20 protein-coding genes and 1 pseudogene are annotated in these 15135 nt (G+C 36.1%); 1 reads left to right on the top strand and 20 read right to left on the bottom strand.

Going from position 1 to position 15135, the window contains the following annotated elements:
• Nucleotides 1-18: 18 nt before the first annotated feature.
• The 13 genes and pseudogenes from Q0Y84_RS00640 to Q0Y84_RS00580 form a co-directional block, all read right to left on the bottom strand.
• Nucleotides 19-1809, bottom strand: a pseudogene (locus Q0Y84_RS00640) (DUF2207 domain-containing protein).
• A complete protein-coding gene (locus Q0Y84_RS00635) occupies nt 1806-2684 on the bottom strand; it encodes an alpha/beta fold hydrolase (RefSeq protein ID WP_297949926.1) in 879 nt (292 codons plus the stop codon). Before Q0Y84_RS00635 ends, Q0Y84_RS00640 begins: the two are co-directional and overlap by 4 nt.
• 155 nt (nt 2685-2839) lie before the next feature.
• Nucleotides 2840-4075 (bottom strand): GH25 family lysozyme, encoded by a 1236-nt coding sequence (locus Q0Y84_RS00630; protein ID WP_297949733.1) that lies wholly within the window; start codon nt 4073-4075, stop codon nt 2840-2842.
• Between the two features lie 216 nt (nt 4076-4291).
• Nucleotides 4292-4585 carry a hypothetical protein gene (locus tag Q0Y84_RS00625; protein WP_297949731.1) on the bottom strand — a complete coding sequence of 98 codons (294 nt, stop codon included), beginning with the start codon at nt 4583-4585 and terminating at the stop codon, nt 4292-4294.
• Nucleotides 4586-4794: 209 nt separating this feature from the next.
• Nucleotides 4795-5637 (bottom strand): GH25 family lysozyme, encoded by an 843-nt coding sequence (locus tag Q0Y84_RS00620; protein ID WP_297949730.1) that lies wholly within the window; start codon nt 5635-5637, stop codon nt 4795-4797.
• Entirely contained in the window at nt 5621-5986 is a 366-nt protein-coding gene (locus Q0Y84_RS00615; protein WP_297949728.1) for a phage holin, read from the bottom strand. Before Q0Y84_RS00615 ends, Q0Y84_RS00620 begins: the two co-directional genes overlap by 17 nt.
• Nucleotides 5979-6164: a hypothetical protein gene (locus tag Q0Y84_RS00610; protein ID WP_297949727.1), complete on the bottom strand. Its 186-nt coding sequence runs from the start codon at nt 6162-6164 to the stop codon at nt 5979-5981. Before Q0Y84_RS00610 ends, Q0Y84_RS00615 begins: the two co-directional genes overlap by 8 nt.
• Before the next feature lie 66 nt (nt 6165-6230).
• On the bottom strand, nt 6231-6695 hold the full coding sequence (locus Q0Y84_RS00605; RefSeq protein WP_297949725.1) for a hypothetical protein: 465 nt from the start codon (nt 6693-6695) through the stop codon (nt 6231-6233).
• On the bottom strand, nt 6667-6867 hold the full coding sequence (locus Q0Y84_RS00600; protein ID WP_297949723.1) for an XkdX family protein: 201 nt from the start codon (nt 6865-6867) through the stop codon (nt 6667-6669). The genes Q0Y84_RS00605 and Q0Y84_RS00600 overlap by 29 nt, the downstream gene beginning before the upstream one ends.
• A complete protein-coding gene (locus Q0Y84_RS00595) occupies nt 6867-7361 on the bottom strand; it encodes a hypothetical protein (protein ID WP_297949721.1) in 495 nt (164 codons plus the stop codon). The genes Q0Y84_RS00600 and Q0Y84_RS00595 overlap by 1 nt, the downstream gene beginning before the upstream one ends.
• An 85-nt stretch (nt 7362-7446) precedes the next feature.
• A complete protein-coding gene (locus Q0Y84_RS00590; protein ID WP_297949719.1) occupies nt 7447-7869 on the bottom strand; it encodes a hypothetical protein in 423 nt (140 codons plus the stop codon).
• Entirely contained in the window at nt 7863-8234 is a 372-nt protein-coding gene (locus Q0Y84_RS00585; RefSeq protein ID WP_297949717.1) for a hypothetical protein, read from the bottom strand. Before Q0Y84_RS00585 ends, Q0Y84_RS00590 begins: the two co-directional genes overlap by 7 nt.
• A complete protein-coding gene (locus Q0Y84_RS00580; protein ID WP_297949716.1) occupies nt 8188-8649 on the bottom strand; it encodes a hypothetical protein in 462 nt (153 codons plus the stop codon). Before Q0Y84_RS00580 ends, Q0Y84_RS00585 begins: the two co-directional genes overlap by 47 nt.
• Before the next feature lie 101 nt (nt 8650-8750).
• On the opposite strand from Q0Y84_RS00580, the gene Q0Y84_RS00575 reads away from it, so the two are divergent.
• Entirely contained in the window at nt 8751-8852 is a 102-nt protein-coding gene (locus Q0Y84_RS00575; RefSeq protein WP_297949714.1) for a type I toxin-antitoxin system Fst family toxin, read from the top strand.
• 184 nt (nt 8853-9036) lie between these two features.
• Here Q0Y84_RS00575 and Q0Y84_RS00570 read toward each other — a convergent pair whose 3' ends face one another.
• From Q0Y84_RS00570 to Q0Y84_RS00540, 7 genes are read right to left on the bottom strand one after another with little or no spacing between them, the layout of a single operon-like run.
• On the bottom strand, nt 9037-10764 hold the full coding sequence (locus Q0Y84_RS00570; RefSeq protein WP_297949712.1) for a hypothetical protein: 1728 nt from the start codon (nt 10762-10764) through the stop codon (nt 9037-9039).
• Complete coding sequence (locus Q0Y84_RS00565; protein WP_297949710.1) at nt 10764-11423, bottom strand: putative phage tail protein; 660 nt, start codon at nt 11421-11423, stop codon at nt 10764-10766. The genes Q0Y84_RS00570 and Q0Y84_RS00565 overlap by 1 nt, the downstream gene beginning before the upstream one ends.
• On the bottom strand, nt 11416-12564 hold the full coding sequence (locus Q0Y84_RS00560) for a baseplate J/gp47 family protein (RefSeq protein ID WP_297949708.1): 1149 nt from the start codon (nt 12562-12564) through the stop codon (nt 11416-11418). Before Q0Y84_RS00560 ends, Q0Y84_RS00565 begins: the two co-directional genes overlap by 8 nt.
• A complete protein-coding gene (locus Q0Y84_RS00555) occupies nt 12554-12997 on the bottom strand; it encodes a DUF2634 domain-containing protein (protein ID WP_297949706.1) in 444 nt (147 codons plus the stop codon). Before Q0Y84_RS00555 ends, Q0Y84_RS00560 begins: the two co-directional genes overlap by 11 nt.
• Entirely contained in the window at nt 12987-13388 is a 402-nt protein-coding gene (locus Q0Y84_RS00550) for a DUF2577 domain-containing protein (protein ID WP_297949704.1), read from the bottom strand. Before Q0Y84_RS00550 ends, Q0Y84_RS00555 begins: the two co-directional genes overlap by 11 nt.
• Nucleotides 13361-14449, bottom strand: a complete 1089-nt coding sequence (locus Q0Y84_RS00545; protein ID WP_297949702.1) for a hypothetical protein — start codon at nt 14447-14449, stop codon at nt 13361-13363. Before Q0Y84_RS00545 ends, Q0Y84_RS00550 begins: the two co-directional genes overlap by 28 nt.
• Nucleotides 14446-15135 carry a hypothetical protein gene (locus tag Q0Y84_RS00540; RefSeq protein WP_297949701.1) on the bottom strand — a complete coding sequence of 230 codons (690 nt, stop codon included), beginning with the start codon at nt 15133-15135 and terminating at the stop codon, nt 14446-14448. The genes Q0Y84_RS00545 and Q0Y84_RS00540 overlap by 4 nt, the downstream gene beginning before the upstream one ends.

Genomic DNA, 15135 nt, shown 5'->3' with positions numbered 1-15135 from the left:
TTTTTTTACTGTGCTCCGCTAAAACGCACCGCCGCCACTGCCGCCACCAAAGCCACCGGACGATCCACCAGAGAAGCCACCGGAGCCGCCAGATACTGATGATGAACCAACCGACACGCCCGATGAAAAGCTGCGTTCGAAGCTATGCTCAAAACTGTCGTTTCCACTATTGTAAAAGCCACCGTAAAGCAGAATTGGCGCAGCATCTAGCTCATCCGCAAATTCGATCTTGAGCTGCTTTAACACCTTTTTCGACAAACCAAAGGCAACCGCGTATGGCATAATATCTTCCCACAGAATCAAGTCACCGACATCCTTCATCTTGAAGCGACCAATGTCGTCAAGCATCTTTCGAAAGCCGCGCACTTGATCAGTCTTCAACGCACCTTTTTGCGTATAGATGCTGATTCGGCGACTGTCAACAATGAAAGCCGCAATTTCCAACACGATTAAAACTCCGCCGCAACCTACCACAGCGTTAGGCACCTCTGTTGCTGTCATTAACGCAAAAATTCCTGCAATCACGCTGACAACTAGTCCTAAAATCATGCTACCACGGGATTTGCTACGCTGTCTTTTCAATTTTTCACGCAATAAACCTGCGTCCTGCACCTGGTTATACTGATCATCACGCCATTTATCAAACTGCTTACCCAACTTTCTCGAAGTATAATCGCGCAATTGCTTAGTCGTGAATGACTGACCATCACCCATCTTTTCAAAAATGAACTTGAGTAATGGATCATTCAGCACAGCCTCATCTTCCAACGTAATGCGGTAATTCGTCCGCTTCAAATGTTTAGTCTGATAGCGTTCTAACTTGATTTTATGCTTACCTGCCAATTGCATTAAATACGCGGTAAATGCTTGCACATTTGGTTTATCTGCTTCATCTAAAATCTGTGCTGCTACTGGCGAAACAGTGGGAATTTCATAATTATGACCTAAATCTCGCTCTTTTTTCGGTTTAACGCCAATCTTTTTACCAAAAAATCCTCTAATCAACACAGCTAAACCAGAAATAGCGGAAACTATTACTAAGCTCCACCCCAGCCACTGTCAGCGTTGGCGACGCCTATTAGCTTCTCTTGCCAGTTGAGCTTCCTGTTTTTCAATTGTTTGCTTTTTATCCTGATCAACAAAGTTTTTGTTAGCACTAGTTACTGCAGTTGGAAAAATTGCATGTACTTCAACACCGCTATCACCCGCCACATCGTCGGCAGTCATAATAATCTTGCCCTCCCCAGGCAAAACCTGCGTATAACCACTCAGCGGTCCATGCGCCCAAGCCTTTAGTCCTTTAACTCTACCTGGGAAAATCACAGTAGCACGCACATAGTCAAGATCGGTATCCCAGCCATTACCGATAATCTTGAAATTCAGTTCGGCCGTGTCGCAATAGTTAGTAATTGCATTGTGAATCATATAAGAATATTCAACCTTAACTCGCTCGTCTTCTCTAATTCGGTGATAAACCTTGAAGCGGTAAGAATTGCCGTTCTTTTGCAACTCATAAGTATCGTTCTTGCCTGTAGTCGAAGCAACGGCAGTCTTACCATCAACCTTGACCTGAATATTGCTTAGCTTTTGTTTCTCATTTAGATTTTGCCGATAAAAAACACCGCGCGCATCACTATCAAAAGAATAATCAACTTGGCGATACATCGTCAACGAGCCATCTTTGTTGACGCGTGCAGTAGCTTCTACATTATTAATATCATAATCTACATCAGCTCTGACCTGCTGCGAAAATATTAATAGACAGCTCAATAACCCCAATAACGGCACAAGATAATACTTCTTTTTCATACTTTATCCTTTTGTAAAAAATCATCGATCAACTTAAATGCCCGCGTTTGGTACTTCCCTTTGAAATCATGCCCAACATTTTTGAACAAATACAACTTAGAATGCTTAAATTTCTTATTAGCCTTAATCGAATAAGTATCTGGAATAATCAAATCGCTAGTGCCGTGCATAATTAAAACCGGACCGTGATATTTGGTAGCTTGTTGCAAGAGATCATATTTGAATAATTTGGCAAAATAGGCTTGGCCGATCGTAAAACCAAATAAATTAACTTTATCGGGTACTTGCTTTGCTGATTTAAAGGCAGCTTGAGCATAATCCGTAATCGAGAAAGCTGGATAAAGTAAAATTAGTGATTTTACTGCTTTAGGCGATTTAGCAGCTAACATTGCGGCAACTGCGCCACCTTGGCTTTCACCTAATAAAGATACTTGATTGCGATCAACATCTGGTCTGTTTCTAACCGCGGTCAAGACTGTTTGCAAATTTTGCTCTTCCGTAAAAATCGACATATTTTCTTGCGCTACACCAGTACTTTGACCATTTTTAGCGCCACCAGGAAAGTCAAAAGCATAGGCAACATAACCTTGACTAGCCAAATTTTTAGCATAATTAGCTAAATCACGATAATTTCCGGCTAAACCATGAGCCAAAACAACAGCCTTTTTCTTACCTGCTAAGTTTTGTGGTAAATACAAATGACCATAAAGATCAACGCCATCTTGTTGGATACGCCATACTTGCTCTGACACTTGATATTTAGCCTGCTTTTTCTTATTTTGTCGATGCTTTACTACTTTAACTGTTTTAACAGTTGATTTGGCTTTTTTCGGCGCTGAGTTCTGGATTGTGCATCCCGTCAAAGTTAGCGCCATTAATATTATTGTTAAAATTCTTTTTTTCAATTTAATACATCCTTATTAATAGTATTCAGGCGTTTCCTGAATACTATTAATTATACAAAAATTAGCACAAAAAAAGGAATTAAACCTTCAAGCTTAATTCCTTCTTGTAAAAACAAATTTTTTATTTAAAAATTGGCGGCCTTCACATACATATTGCGACCAATGCGGTAGTAGCTCTTGCCGTTAATATGGATGCGAGAGCCGTAAGTCTTAATTGGCGTACCTTTTCTGAGTAATCTCCAGTTAGCCCGGTAGCCTTTATTACTGTAAATATAAGCATTGTGTTTTACTACGCGGGAATTACCTAAAACATTGCTTGCCATAATGTAGCGACCGTTACCCATATTCAAGGCAGTTTTACCATTATCTAAAGTTACTACTCCATAATGAGTAATATTAGTGTAAGCTGCATAGTAGCCACCTTGGCGGTCGCCCTTCTTGTTGTAAATGTAAGACTTCTTCATTACATAGCCCGCCGTTGCAACACCTTTGTTACTATCTGATGAGGTTGTTTGACTAGATGAAGCAGTGGTTTTATTGGTTGAGCTAGCAGAATTAGTATTGTTAGTAGCTGGAGCTTGTGAAATTGCACCATTGTTAGAAGTTACATTACCGTCAATTGATAATGGCAAAACAGCAATGTTCCCGTCAACGCTTAAGCCTTTCCAGTTATCGGTAAATTGCCAAATTGAAACACCATCCATAGACGGGAAGTAGTTAAAGTTTGGATTATCAATCCTACCGGAAATTGCATATGAAGCAACCCATAAAGAGTTAGGATACTTAGCAATTACACTGCTAGTGTCAATGTTATTTTGCAAAACTGATGAACTTGCATAAAGAAGTGGCTTATAGCCAGCAGACTTAATAGTGTCCATAAAAGCAATAATTGCATTTGCAGTTGGTGTTTTACCACCATAAATATTATTGCCTTGACCAGTTTCATAGTCACAAGCGATATATGAACCCGTAGGTAAGCCAAAGGCTTGCGCTGCCTTAATCGCATAGTTTGCTTCGGCTACAGCAGCACTTGAATTCGAGCTAAAAGTAGCAAAGTGATAAGCCATTGGCATCATATTATTTGATAAAGCAGTTGAAATTTGGCTTGAAGCCTTCGGATTGCGGTAAGAGGTCCCTTCACTAACCTTAACAATCGCAAATTGTGATCCAGCTTGTGCATGGCTTGATAAATCAGCACTTTGGTAACTAGCAACATCAACCCCAAGTGCACGAGCAGCAACTGATGTAGTTGCGGCATTAACCGTTACTTGTGGTTCATTTACTTGGGTTAATGCAATGCTGGCGGTCCCAAGAGCAGTTGCACAGGCTAATTTAATGATAATTTTCTTGGTTGTAGTCAATCTAAATTCCTCCGATGAAATTAGAAATAGTTGTCGTTCACACTTATCGATCCTATTTTTGGAAATCAATTTTAGGATAAGCTCGTTCATTATTTTAGTCAATAAGTTCACTAATAATGTAAGATTAAGTTAATAATTGACATCTATTTGTATTATACAATAATAAATTATGAATAGAAAAATGAAGACACTAAACATTCATATTTTTTCTTCTTGTCAGTACAACCATCTTTCATCAACCCGGTCCCCAAATAACTTATCTATTTCAGCATCTAATTTGGGATTTGGATGTTTAACTGTATCAAGAAGATATTGAATATCATTCCTAGTTGAATTCCAGCCTTCCAAATGTTCCATTTCAACTACAAACCTAATCTGTTGATACACTTCTTTACCTAGAATATAAATCCCCTGAATTATTTGTTCCTTATTATTTATTTCAAGTTTATATTCTTCAATATTTGATATTTTCATAATATTATTTACATGTCTTAAAAATCTGACTGACATACTGTAAACAGTCTCTCTGGCTTTAATAATTTTTACATAAAAAAACTCGCAAGTTTCCACTTACGAGCTAACTTATATGATCCGGGTGAGCATTGAAATAGCTCACGAATCCCGAAATATCAATACCTAAGTTAATATTGTGCATCATTTGTGCAACAACACAAAAAAAGAGCCACTCTAGAGAAATTAATCTCCAGAGTGGCTCTTTTTTACTCCAATTTACCTAGTAATTTTCCATACTTATCTTTAGCAACAATATAACCATAACCCTTAGACCGTGGTTGTCTTAGCCATAGACGTAAAGGACCTTGTAGAGTTGCATCGTACTTAATTACTGATCCCTTAGGCAGCTTTGCGATGGCTGGCGAATCAATATGCGAGCTTTCGTGAATTTTTAAAGTCTGACCTAATACAAACGTACCAGACTTTTTAATCCAACTAGATTTATTTTTGGCAGCTGGTTTACTACTGCCTTCAGCTAACTTCTTCCATCCTTCTTTAGTGGTGTTAACTACATTTCTATCCATGTTATCACCAGTAAACTGCCAGATGGTATAGGTGCTCCATGGTGATGTGTTTATACGCATGTTTGGCACCGCCCAACTTTTCCAGTCCATTGATGGATAAGAAGCAACCCACAAACCGCAATCTTTAGCACAGTTAGCAACTTGATTTAACGAAGAAGCTTGTACATAGATCAATGGCCAAACGCCAGACAGCTTATGAAATTCGTCTACAAATCTTCTTACATAGTTCTTAATACCCCAACTAGCATTTTGATTACTTTCCCAGTCAACAGCAGGAACAGCTTCGCCTACATAATTCTTTGTGTTTTTATAAAAGTACTTAGCTTCTGCTTCTGGATTTTCACCACTGCAATAATGATAAAAACCTAAAAGCTTTCCAGCTTTCTTAGCGGCTTGATAGTCTGTATCACAGTAGGGGTTAACGTAGCTAGTACCTTGAGTAGCCTTTACCATGATTACATCAACACCAGATTGAGTAGCATATGAGCGTGGTGAACCACTATAAACATCAACCATTTTTAGCATTGGTATCACTCTTTTCTTCACTATCAGCTAACTTCATAGCAGTTACGGCTTTTTCAATTGCTCCAGAAATAGCAGCATCACTAGGAACTGGTAGTTTAGCATCTGCAAAAGTAACTTTGATTTTATTAGCTACTTCTTTTTTCTTAGCGACTCCTTTTTCGCTTGAGTCTTTAAGATCATAAGCAAACATAGTAGCTAATTTACCTAACATATTAACTGAAAATGCTAAGGCATCCCCTTCATCACGCTTCTTATCAATTTCAGTTTTATGCTTCTTATACCAAAAAATCCCATAAGAAAAAGCGATAGCAATTACTATCGCTGATAAATCAATAAAAATATTATCCATTTTTATTTTTCCTCTCTTTAATTTTCAATCGTGCAATTTCATCTTTAAGGGCACGATTTTCATCTCTTACTCTGTCTACCTCATCCTCTGCACTCATCCAACGTGTGTAGAAGTCATCTGTATCACGCTTTTCTCTTTGATCTTTGCGCTTAACGTAAGCCTGATAGGCACCAATCAAAGTAGCAAGAATTGACCCTAGAGCACCTGAAGTGATGATAAGGATTAAATCTTTCTCAATGGTAACCTACCTTCTTTCTAGTTTACGATCACGCTCTTCAATTCTTTTAGCTATCTTATGATCAAATTTACCATTAGTGCGAATAACCCAAAAAGTAAGTAGTAAATAGCCAAACATTGCAAATGCAAAGGTAATCATATGATCATTGTGTGTGATAATTCCATGGGCAAATTCTAAAAAGGTTTCACCACCAACAAAACCACATTGTGACAACAGCCAAATGATATTCGCGTTACTTGGTATTACTTTCTGCACTGCTACGTAGATTAACCCTAACCCTGTAAACAGTGCCCAAGTGCCGATACAATCCGAATTGAAAAAGCTGGTCATACCTGGTGGCCAAAAATAATAATTGTCATCCCAAATAAGACAAATACCAATGGCACCAGTGACCAAGCCTAAGATAATGTGAACAGGATGATAGCTTAAGCGTTCAGCAATTTTACTTAGCAGATTTAGCAGGCTCTTCATAATCATCACCTGTAATCTTTTTATATTCAGCAGCTGGTAACAATCCAGTTTTAACTTGATTTCGCAAATCTTTCTTACTATATCCAGCCCAGCCCCACTTATAGAAATTTCTGGTTTGGCTATAGCATAAGCTCATATCAAATGGTGTGAAAGTAAGATTTAAAACTAGCATTACTTGTCACCTTCTTTTTCAGTAAGCTTATTAACTGCTTCTGTCACCTTAGTAAGTGATTGCGTTACTTGAGTACCAAATAAGTTGAATTGTTGAGCAAGTTGAGAAGTTGTTTGACTTGATTGAGAAATAGATTCTTGTAATTTATCAATTTGTTCTTGCTTTTCTTGGTTATTGGCAGTTAAGGATTGAATTTGTTTATTTTGCTTGGCAATTAATTCAGCTTGCCCATCCTTTGAGTTTTCAACCCAATCTTGGCTTGAAACGCTCCAAATACCATCTTTCAAATCGTCACTAGGTCTCTTAGCATGTAGCATATAAGGTAACAATTCTTTTTCTTCGTGGTTGAAGGTTGGTACTACTTTATGATGCCAAATTTTTTCTACAGTATCAGGATCACTGTAATAAATAAACCCCGTTAAAGTAGGAAAATGTTCTTTCAATACCTTTTCTTGATCTGCAACACTTAAACTTGTTTCATTTTTTTCAGCCATTTTGTGGCTCCTTTCTATTAAAAAAGCCCACGGGAACGCCCCGTGAGCTAGGTTGTTTTTGCATAAAAAAAGCACTCATTGAGTGCTAATCTACATTAATTTCAATTTTTACCCAGTCAAGCTGGCTTACATCGTCGGTGCCATTGTAGTAATAGGCTTCAATGACATCTCCTAGTGGATAGAATTTAATCTGGTAATTATTTTTAGTCGCATTAACATAATAGCTGCTCCTTGCAGCTGTGGTACGCATCAAGTAATTAGTGATAATAAAACTATCACCATTACTAAAAGTAAATCTTGTTCTTCGGTTCATATCTAAGGTAGAAATATCAGCCACAAAGAAATCATTATTGTGGTTAGATATAGCCTGTAAATCATTACCAGATAAAGTTTTAGTAATTGTCTGATATTTGTATTCACGATAAGTCTTGCCATTAGCATTGACTGTTACATCACTGCTATTAATTGGATAATAATTTTCTCGGTTAAACTTCATGTGACCTAGCATACAGCCACCACCTTTCCGGTGATAGCCTTAAACATTTGATACAAGTGGCTTAGTGGGTGTTTACCCCCCCAATTTATACTTTTGATACTTGGGTCATTTAAAGGAATTTGGGCAAGATAACCCGAGCCGTCATCATAAAGCAAGCAAAGTTTTCCATGGGCGACTGCATTGTATTTTTCTCCAAATCCAATTCCATAACAAGTTGTGTACGGATTCCCGTTCATCTGTTCTTGTGAATCGCTCGAATTCTTAAAGACAAAACTTTTCGGGCATTTTAGCCATTGCTGATTATTTAGCTTCACTTGATTAGCGTTGCTGTCAACATTCCACCATTTCAAGCGATTTAAAATAATATGATCTAGCATACTTTCGCTCCTTTCTTAAGTGAAGTGAAAGCATGCGCAGCCATTGATATAACAGCAAATAAAAGGGTTTTACCCCCCATATTACGTTTCTAACATTTGTTTTTTCAACTACCCCCGTGTAATAGTAATACGAGTAATTTGCATTATAAGGATGCTTGTTTGCATCACTATCAGCGTAAATTTCAAGTTGTCCGTCAAAGAAATAAACGTCTTTGCCTGCCCCAACACAGGTAACCTCAGCGTCATTTAATACTCGCCAGCCATTACCCGTATTCGGATTTTTGATTGGTGTTTCTGCCATGACAGTAAATCTTGATGGACAAGCATAATAGTTTTTATTATTAGCTGTAATAGCGGACATATCGTTTGAAATTTCAAACCATTTTTTTGCATTAAAAATCATATGGTCTAACATGCTTTCACCTTCTTTCTTGTACTAAAAAAGACCCACATATGTGAGTCTTACTTTGCTATAATATTTTTTGACGACTGTACCTCCTGAAAGGAGGTGAGTATATGCTTAACACAATTTTCACTGCGATTGTAGCCCCAATTATTGTGGGTATAGTGCTTGCACTATTCGATCACTGGTTAGATGATCGGCATCACGATCGTTAAAACAGTCGTCATACAATCTACCCTCAACGCTTAGCTAGTTGCACTAAGTGATAAAAAAAGCATTACCTCTTGTAGCGATCAGGTAATGCTTTTTGAGTATATACTTTTTACACAATTTCACTTGTTGCACCTCGTATTATACCATCTATTATTTTTGCTTACAAAATTTCTTACTTTTTTTTGCTTACTTTTCAATCATAGCCAATCTGGTCGGCTTTTCATTTTCCCAGGCTTGGGCTTGTGCTTCTTGACTGGCTGGGAATCTCCGACCTTCTACATAGTTGTTTTCAATGTGAGTAATTCTACCTTCATCTTCACCTAGTCGGTTTTTTAGGTCAGTAATTTCTTTAAGCAATGCTGTAATAGTTGGACTAGTAATATTACCTGCAGCATCAACTTTAGCTACTTGATTACCGCTAGCATTCCTAATAATCACGCCATTTGAGCCATCATCACCCAATTGAACTACTAGATCAAGATTGTCATCAGCATCATTATCAGCAAATAACTGTACCGAATCAGTTCCACCAGTCCAAGTCAAACCACCTATGTTGCCTTCATGTAAATTGGTAGAGCCTTGTCCGTTCCAATTAATTGTTGCGCCTTTATTCATTGTGCCGCCAGCTAAAGACAGTCGCCCATTAGCATTATCACGGTTTTGATTCATTCGTTCAACGGCACCCGAAAAAACTTGTTGATCTACTAGCCAAACATTATTTGACTTTCGTGTTTCATTAGTCGGTGTCGCTGTATTCCAATCAAAGCCCGTGGTAACAGTAATGTTATCTACAGTGTCAATAGTAGTATTACCGTTTGAATCGGGTTTTACACCATTAACGGAATTAACTACTTTGTTGCTAATATTATTAAGTTCTTCTTTAGTTGCATATTGATTAATATTTAATTTAGTAATTTCATCATTAATAAGTTTTTGAATGTCGTTATCTCTCATCTGTGATGGATTCAAGCAACTCCAACTCGTCCAGGTCGAGGTTGCTTTGATCTTAACTCTAACATAGACGTAAGAGCCGTCACCGACATTTACAACAACCTGAACAACATTTCCAACGTCTTCAAGAACTTTAATAAAAGATCTGGCTTTACTGATAGGTGCTATCACAGGATTATTTTTTATTGCCCGAGCTTCAGGAATTGTAAGGTTACTAAAACGGTATATTCCAGCCGTAGTCAAATCGTTTAAATCTGCTATGACAGTAGGAAAATCGTTAAGTTTAACGTCGTCAACCAGTAAATTTAAAACGCCTTGATCATCAGGCTCTACAATTTCACCTTCATTAATTCTAGCTTTTTTAACCTTTCCGGCTTGTTCGATTTGATCATTAACTTCTTTTTTTGTGTAGAAGTTATCAAGAGAAGATAGATCTGCTTTAATTTTTAAAGCGTCCTCCATCTGCTTTTTAAAGTCGTTAAACTTCTTAATCGAAACCACAGTATCATCATCAACAACTACAGTGACGTTCTGTGCTCTTCCAATTACTAAGTAAAGTTGAGTGTTGAATCTATACAGAACATTGTCATTAAAGTCCGGCATATATTCAGGCTCAACCGCCGTAGTTACCGCATATAAAAAATCATTAGTCTGTCCGTCCTCTTGAACGTATAAACCAATGATTTTAATTTTATATCCGCTTGTTAGTCCTTCATTAGTAAATCTTAATGATACGCCAATTACAGCGTTATCACTTTCAACTTCCTCAGCGTCTAAAATTTTGCCGTTTTGCATGATGTTGGGTATTTCAGTCATTCGCTCCAGTTGTTGAACTGGGGTACCACTGAAATCATCAGCTGAAGTAACCGCTCGGGTAACTTTAAATTTTGCTTGACCGGCATTAGCACGCTTAGCAAGATCTATTCCTGCTTGTGTTAACACCGTTTTATTATATTTTGACACTACTTAATTACTCCTTTCTTTTGTTCAATGTTGTAACCAATACTGCTTTCAACAATTGTGTTATATCCTATACCAATATAAACATCAGTGATCAAATCATTTCTAAAGTTAAGCTGTCCAGTGTTAGCAGGAATCTTAATGAAAGTATCGCTAGTTTGAGCAAACCCTAGATACATTTCGTTATTAATATCAACTCTAGATAATGCCACCTTAATTTGATAAATCATATTAGCCGGTAAGCAAAGATTCATCATGTACTTAATGCTTTTAATTTTTTGAGCATCAATATCTAAAGATTTTGCTTCAATTACTGCTAGTCTTTTAGGATGATCAACTGCTACTGTGGCTTTCAAATTCATTAAGCTTAGTAAGTGATTTAAATACTTTACTGTTAATGGCTTAGGTGGTAGTAAACGTAATAAAACTCGATTTCTACGAGTCTCTAGATCATCATTCGGATCTGGTTTAATTCCTGCTTCATCTTCAAAAACTGCAATCCCTTTTTCATCAGCTTTAATAATGTATTGATTTAAAAGAACTCGTTCTTGTTCGGCATCAAATTCACTTAGAGCAAAACCCTGAGCCTTTAGAAGTTCCTCCATTTCATACACACCATTGTAGTAGTCAGGCATGTAATTTAAGATATAATCTTTATCCATTAATCGTTACCTCACCTAACATAGGTAGTTGTGACACATCATTATTAAAAGTAAGCATTATATCTTCATCTTTGCCATTTAGTTTGGGCATTGATGAATTAGCCACACCTTCAACCATCATAATTCGTGAAAGAATTTTAGAACGATAAACTACCATTGAATAGCCACGTCCTTGAGTAGAGTCGATATTACTCCAAGTTTGACGCAAACTATTAAAAAAATCTTCTAAGGTTTTCTTGATATTGTTTTTTACAGTTTCTAGATTAGTATCAGCACCAACAATGATGTTTGCTTCAATATTTACATTAAGCAATTCAGGAGCTACTACAGTAACCCGGTGGTCAATTGGGGCTAACCCATATCCTTGTGTAGTTTTATCTTCAGGATCAATTTCTTCCTTAACCTTTTTAATTAAGGTGTTGGAGGCTGGCTTATAATCGTTATCTACAATTACCAGTTTGACTGTACCTGGTCCCTGCCAAGTTGGATATACCTGTGTTGCTCCGACCTCACGAATTTTACTCATCATATCTAGATAATCTGAGACATTACCACCGTAAGCAATCCAGCTATTAGCATTAAGAATCCTTGCTCTTAAATGTTCATCGTTTTCAGCATCCCTAGCAGGTATGGTTACTTCCTTAATTTCAGCAAAAGATAATTCATCATTTGGAGTAACAGGTAAAATTTGACCTAAATACGAATTAGGCTCTGTTCCCTTTTCATCAGCAACAAGTTCTCCAGTTAAATCTTCATTAATTTTAGTAACTGTATAAAAAATAGGTGATTCGCCAATACTAGAAAATCGATCACCTATATTTACATTATTAATTGGATTACCATCAATATCTTGAAATTTTGCTTTAACTTCTGCACTAGTTGCTTCATATCTGTTAGTTCCATGTTCTGCTGCACGATAATCAAGATACTCACCTTGTGCAGTTCTTATATAAGTTTGCCTGATAATGTTAGCCATTGATAAAGATTGCATTCCCATCAATTGTGCGGCTGGAGCTAAACCATCATAAATAATTGATCCTTCACGCTTATCAATATCTTCAGGTACTCTATCAAGCATTAAATCAAGCCAATAATCAGAATCTTGCTGTTCAAATTCTTGTGCTAGTTCATTAGGATTCATTAGTTAGTGTCATCTCACTTTCTATTGGTACATCACCATAAACCGTGTAACAGGTCCCACTTACACCTAAAATCTCCTTAGCAATACGCCAGATTTTTTCGACTTCAACATTAATTACTCGTTCATCTGCAGTTAACGCTTCAACAATCATTCTTTCTACTTCAGTTTCAGCATAATCAAATGATTTACCGATAAGCTCATTTAGATCATTACCATATTGATCATCATAGATTGCATAAACGAAACGATCAGTTCTAAGAATTTTGTCAACAGCCTGCACCATTGCATCTAATTCATCGGTTTTGTATCTAATTCGACCATGATCAACTTTAAAGGTTAAAGTAGGCTCTTCTTGGTCTTCTTCATCATCTGTATCTTCCTCAAGATATGCACCATCAAGCAATGCTCCTGTGTCCAATTCATCAGAATCCATAACCATCTTCACCTACTCTTTCAAAAAGATAAAATTTTTGACCACCATCACAACGAATCATAGTGACTTTATCACCTTTTTCAAGTGAATTATCAAATTCAATATAAAATTCTTTTTTAGGAAATTTTATATTAGCATTGTGAATTTCTGCAGTTTGATTATGGCCATGAAAAGTAACATTCGCATTACCTTTTAAATGAGATTTTCCTTGTAGTTTAAATTTACCAATATGTTTACCTAACACAATAAAGTTTTCATCTAATACCATTTGATTAGATAGTTGAACTTTTAAAGGTTTAGAACTTAACACTTTACCATAAACTATATCTGATCTTTCACTTGATGGTATATGTTGTCCTTTAATTAACTCATAGAGCCGTTCTCCTGCCATGATTCACCTGCTTTCATTGTTAAATCACATTTATAATCACTACCAAAAGTATGGACAGCTTTAATAATTGGACAATTACTAATTTTTTTCTTTAAATCGATAATTTTTATTGTGACCGCATTACCTGCTATTAAATTGATGTTACCTAAACAAGTAATAGTTAACGTTTTATTAGCTCGATTTTTTTGTCTTAAAGTATCCTTTGCTTGTTGAAGCATTTGTGCCTGATTAGCTTTTTCTTTAGCATTCACAGTAGTTTGTAACCTACCCCATTGCTTAATACTTTGACCTTTAGCATCGGTATAACTAAAACTAGTATTTTTAGGATCATCACCTGTAGTTGTTTTAGTAGTTTTCTTACCTTTAGCAGTAGCAGTAACAGTTTGAGATTTCTTAGAATCCTTTTTAACTACTCGAATCACGTTATAAGTTTGATCAATATCAACAGCGTAAGTAAAACCTGTCATTCCAGATTTACTACCAACATAAATATCAAGTTTTTTATACGGCACTCTACGCAATTCAACTGTTTGGTAATTATCATAAATAAAATAGTGTTTATCTGTAGCCGTTTCTGTTTTATCAATAGCAGATTTAATCATATCAAAATAAGTTTTACTATCACAAACCTCTGCAGCTACCTTATGTTTAGAACCAGAAACAATTTTATGTTTAATTCCTGCTCTTTTACATACTTCATTAAAACGATCAGATGTAGTACCTGTTTTAAATACAATTGAATCTTTGTTTTTCAAATAGCGACTAGGAGCAAAACATTTAACAGATACAGAATTATCTTCTTTAACCTGGTATTTAAAAACAAAACCATAAAATAATTTGTGCTTATCCCAAGTAAAAGAAATAATGTCACCTGTATACGGAATAATTGGTTTACCTGGATAAACTAAATCAAAATCTAATTCTGCAGCTGAATAATTTAAATAAGTAGTCCATTTAATTGAATTATCTTTTGCTACTTTAGCTAAACCATATTTTGCTTTTTTCTTGGCATGGGTAAAGTGAGTACTACGCCGATATAAATTCAAACTAAAGTCTATCATGCCTTTTTAACCTCACTCATTTTTACCCATCCTCTGGCAGTTTTACCAATTCCTACACATACTGGATATTTACGACCAGGACAGATATATAAAATCTTACGTGTAGCATTTTTTTCATATTGTCCTGCACCACGGCCATAGCTATCAGCATGTAAGCGCCCATTCACCTTTACAGTTGAACCAATACTTACTTTCTTAGCTGGTGATGAACGCTTTTTAGTTTTACCAGATTTTTTACCTTTTGCTTTAGGTGAGTTTATTTTTTTGTAACTAAATTTACGATATTGTTTTAATTCTAAAGTATAAGCATAATCACCCATGTAAGCATTTGTATAACCATATTCAAAACCTGAAATAGTCATCAAAATACTTACTTTAGTTGTCGAAATAACCAGTCGTACTTTATGTTTTTTACTTTGTATTGATTTTAGTTGTTTTATGTAATCATCAGGCGTAAGCGGATCAGCTAAAGCCAAATAATGTGGTTTATCATATGGAAAAACACTTTCAATAGATAAGCTGGTTAGTTTTAAATTACCTATTAAGTTCACTTCACCTAAGTTAGTAACAGTCTCAGAATGATCATCTGTTTCATACTTCAACTTAAATTCTTTAGGATTTACAGGTAATTGAATAGTTTTATTAGTGGTTTGGTCCGTTAAATAAATACCTAATTTTTTTACCAT

Origin of the sequence: uncultured Lactobacillus sp. (assembly GCF_947367125.1) — a bacterium.
Lineage (GTDB): Bacteria > Bacillota > Bacilli > Lactobacillales > Lactobacillaceae > Lactobacillus.
Note: the sequence above shows the minus strand (reverse complement) of the source record. Positions and strands in the feature narration are given on the sequence as shown.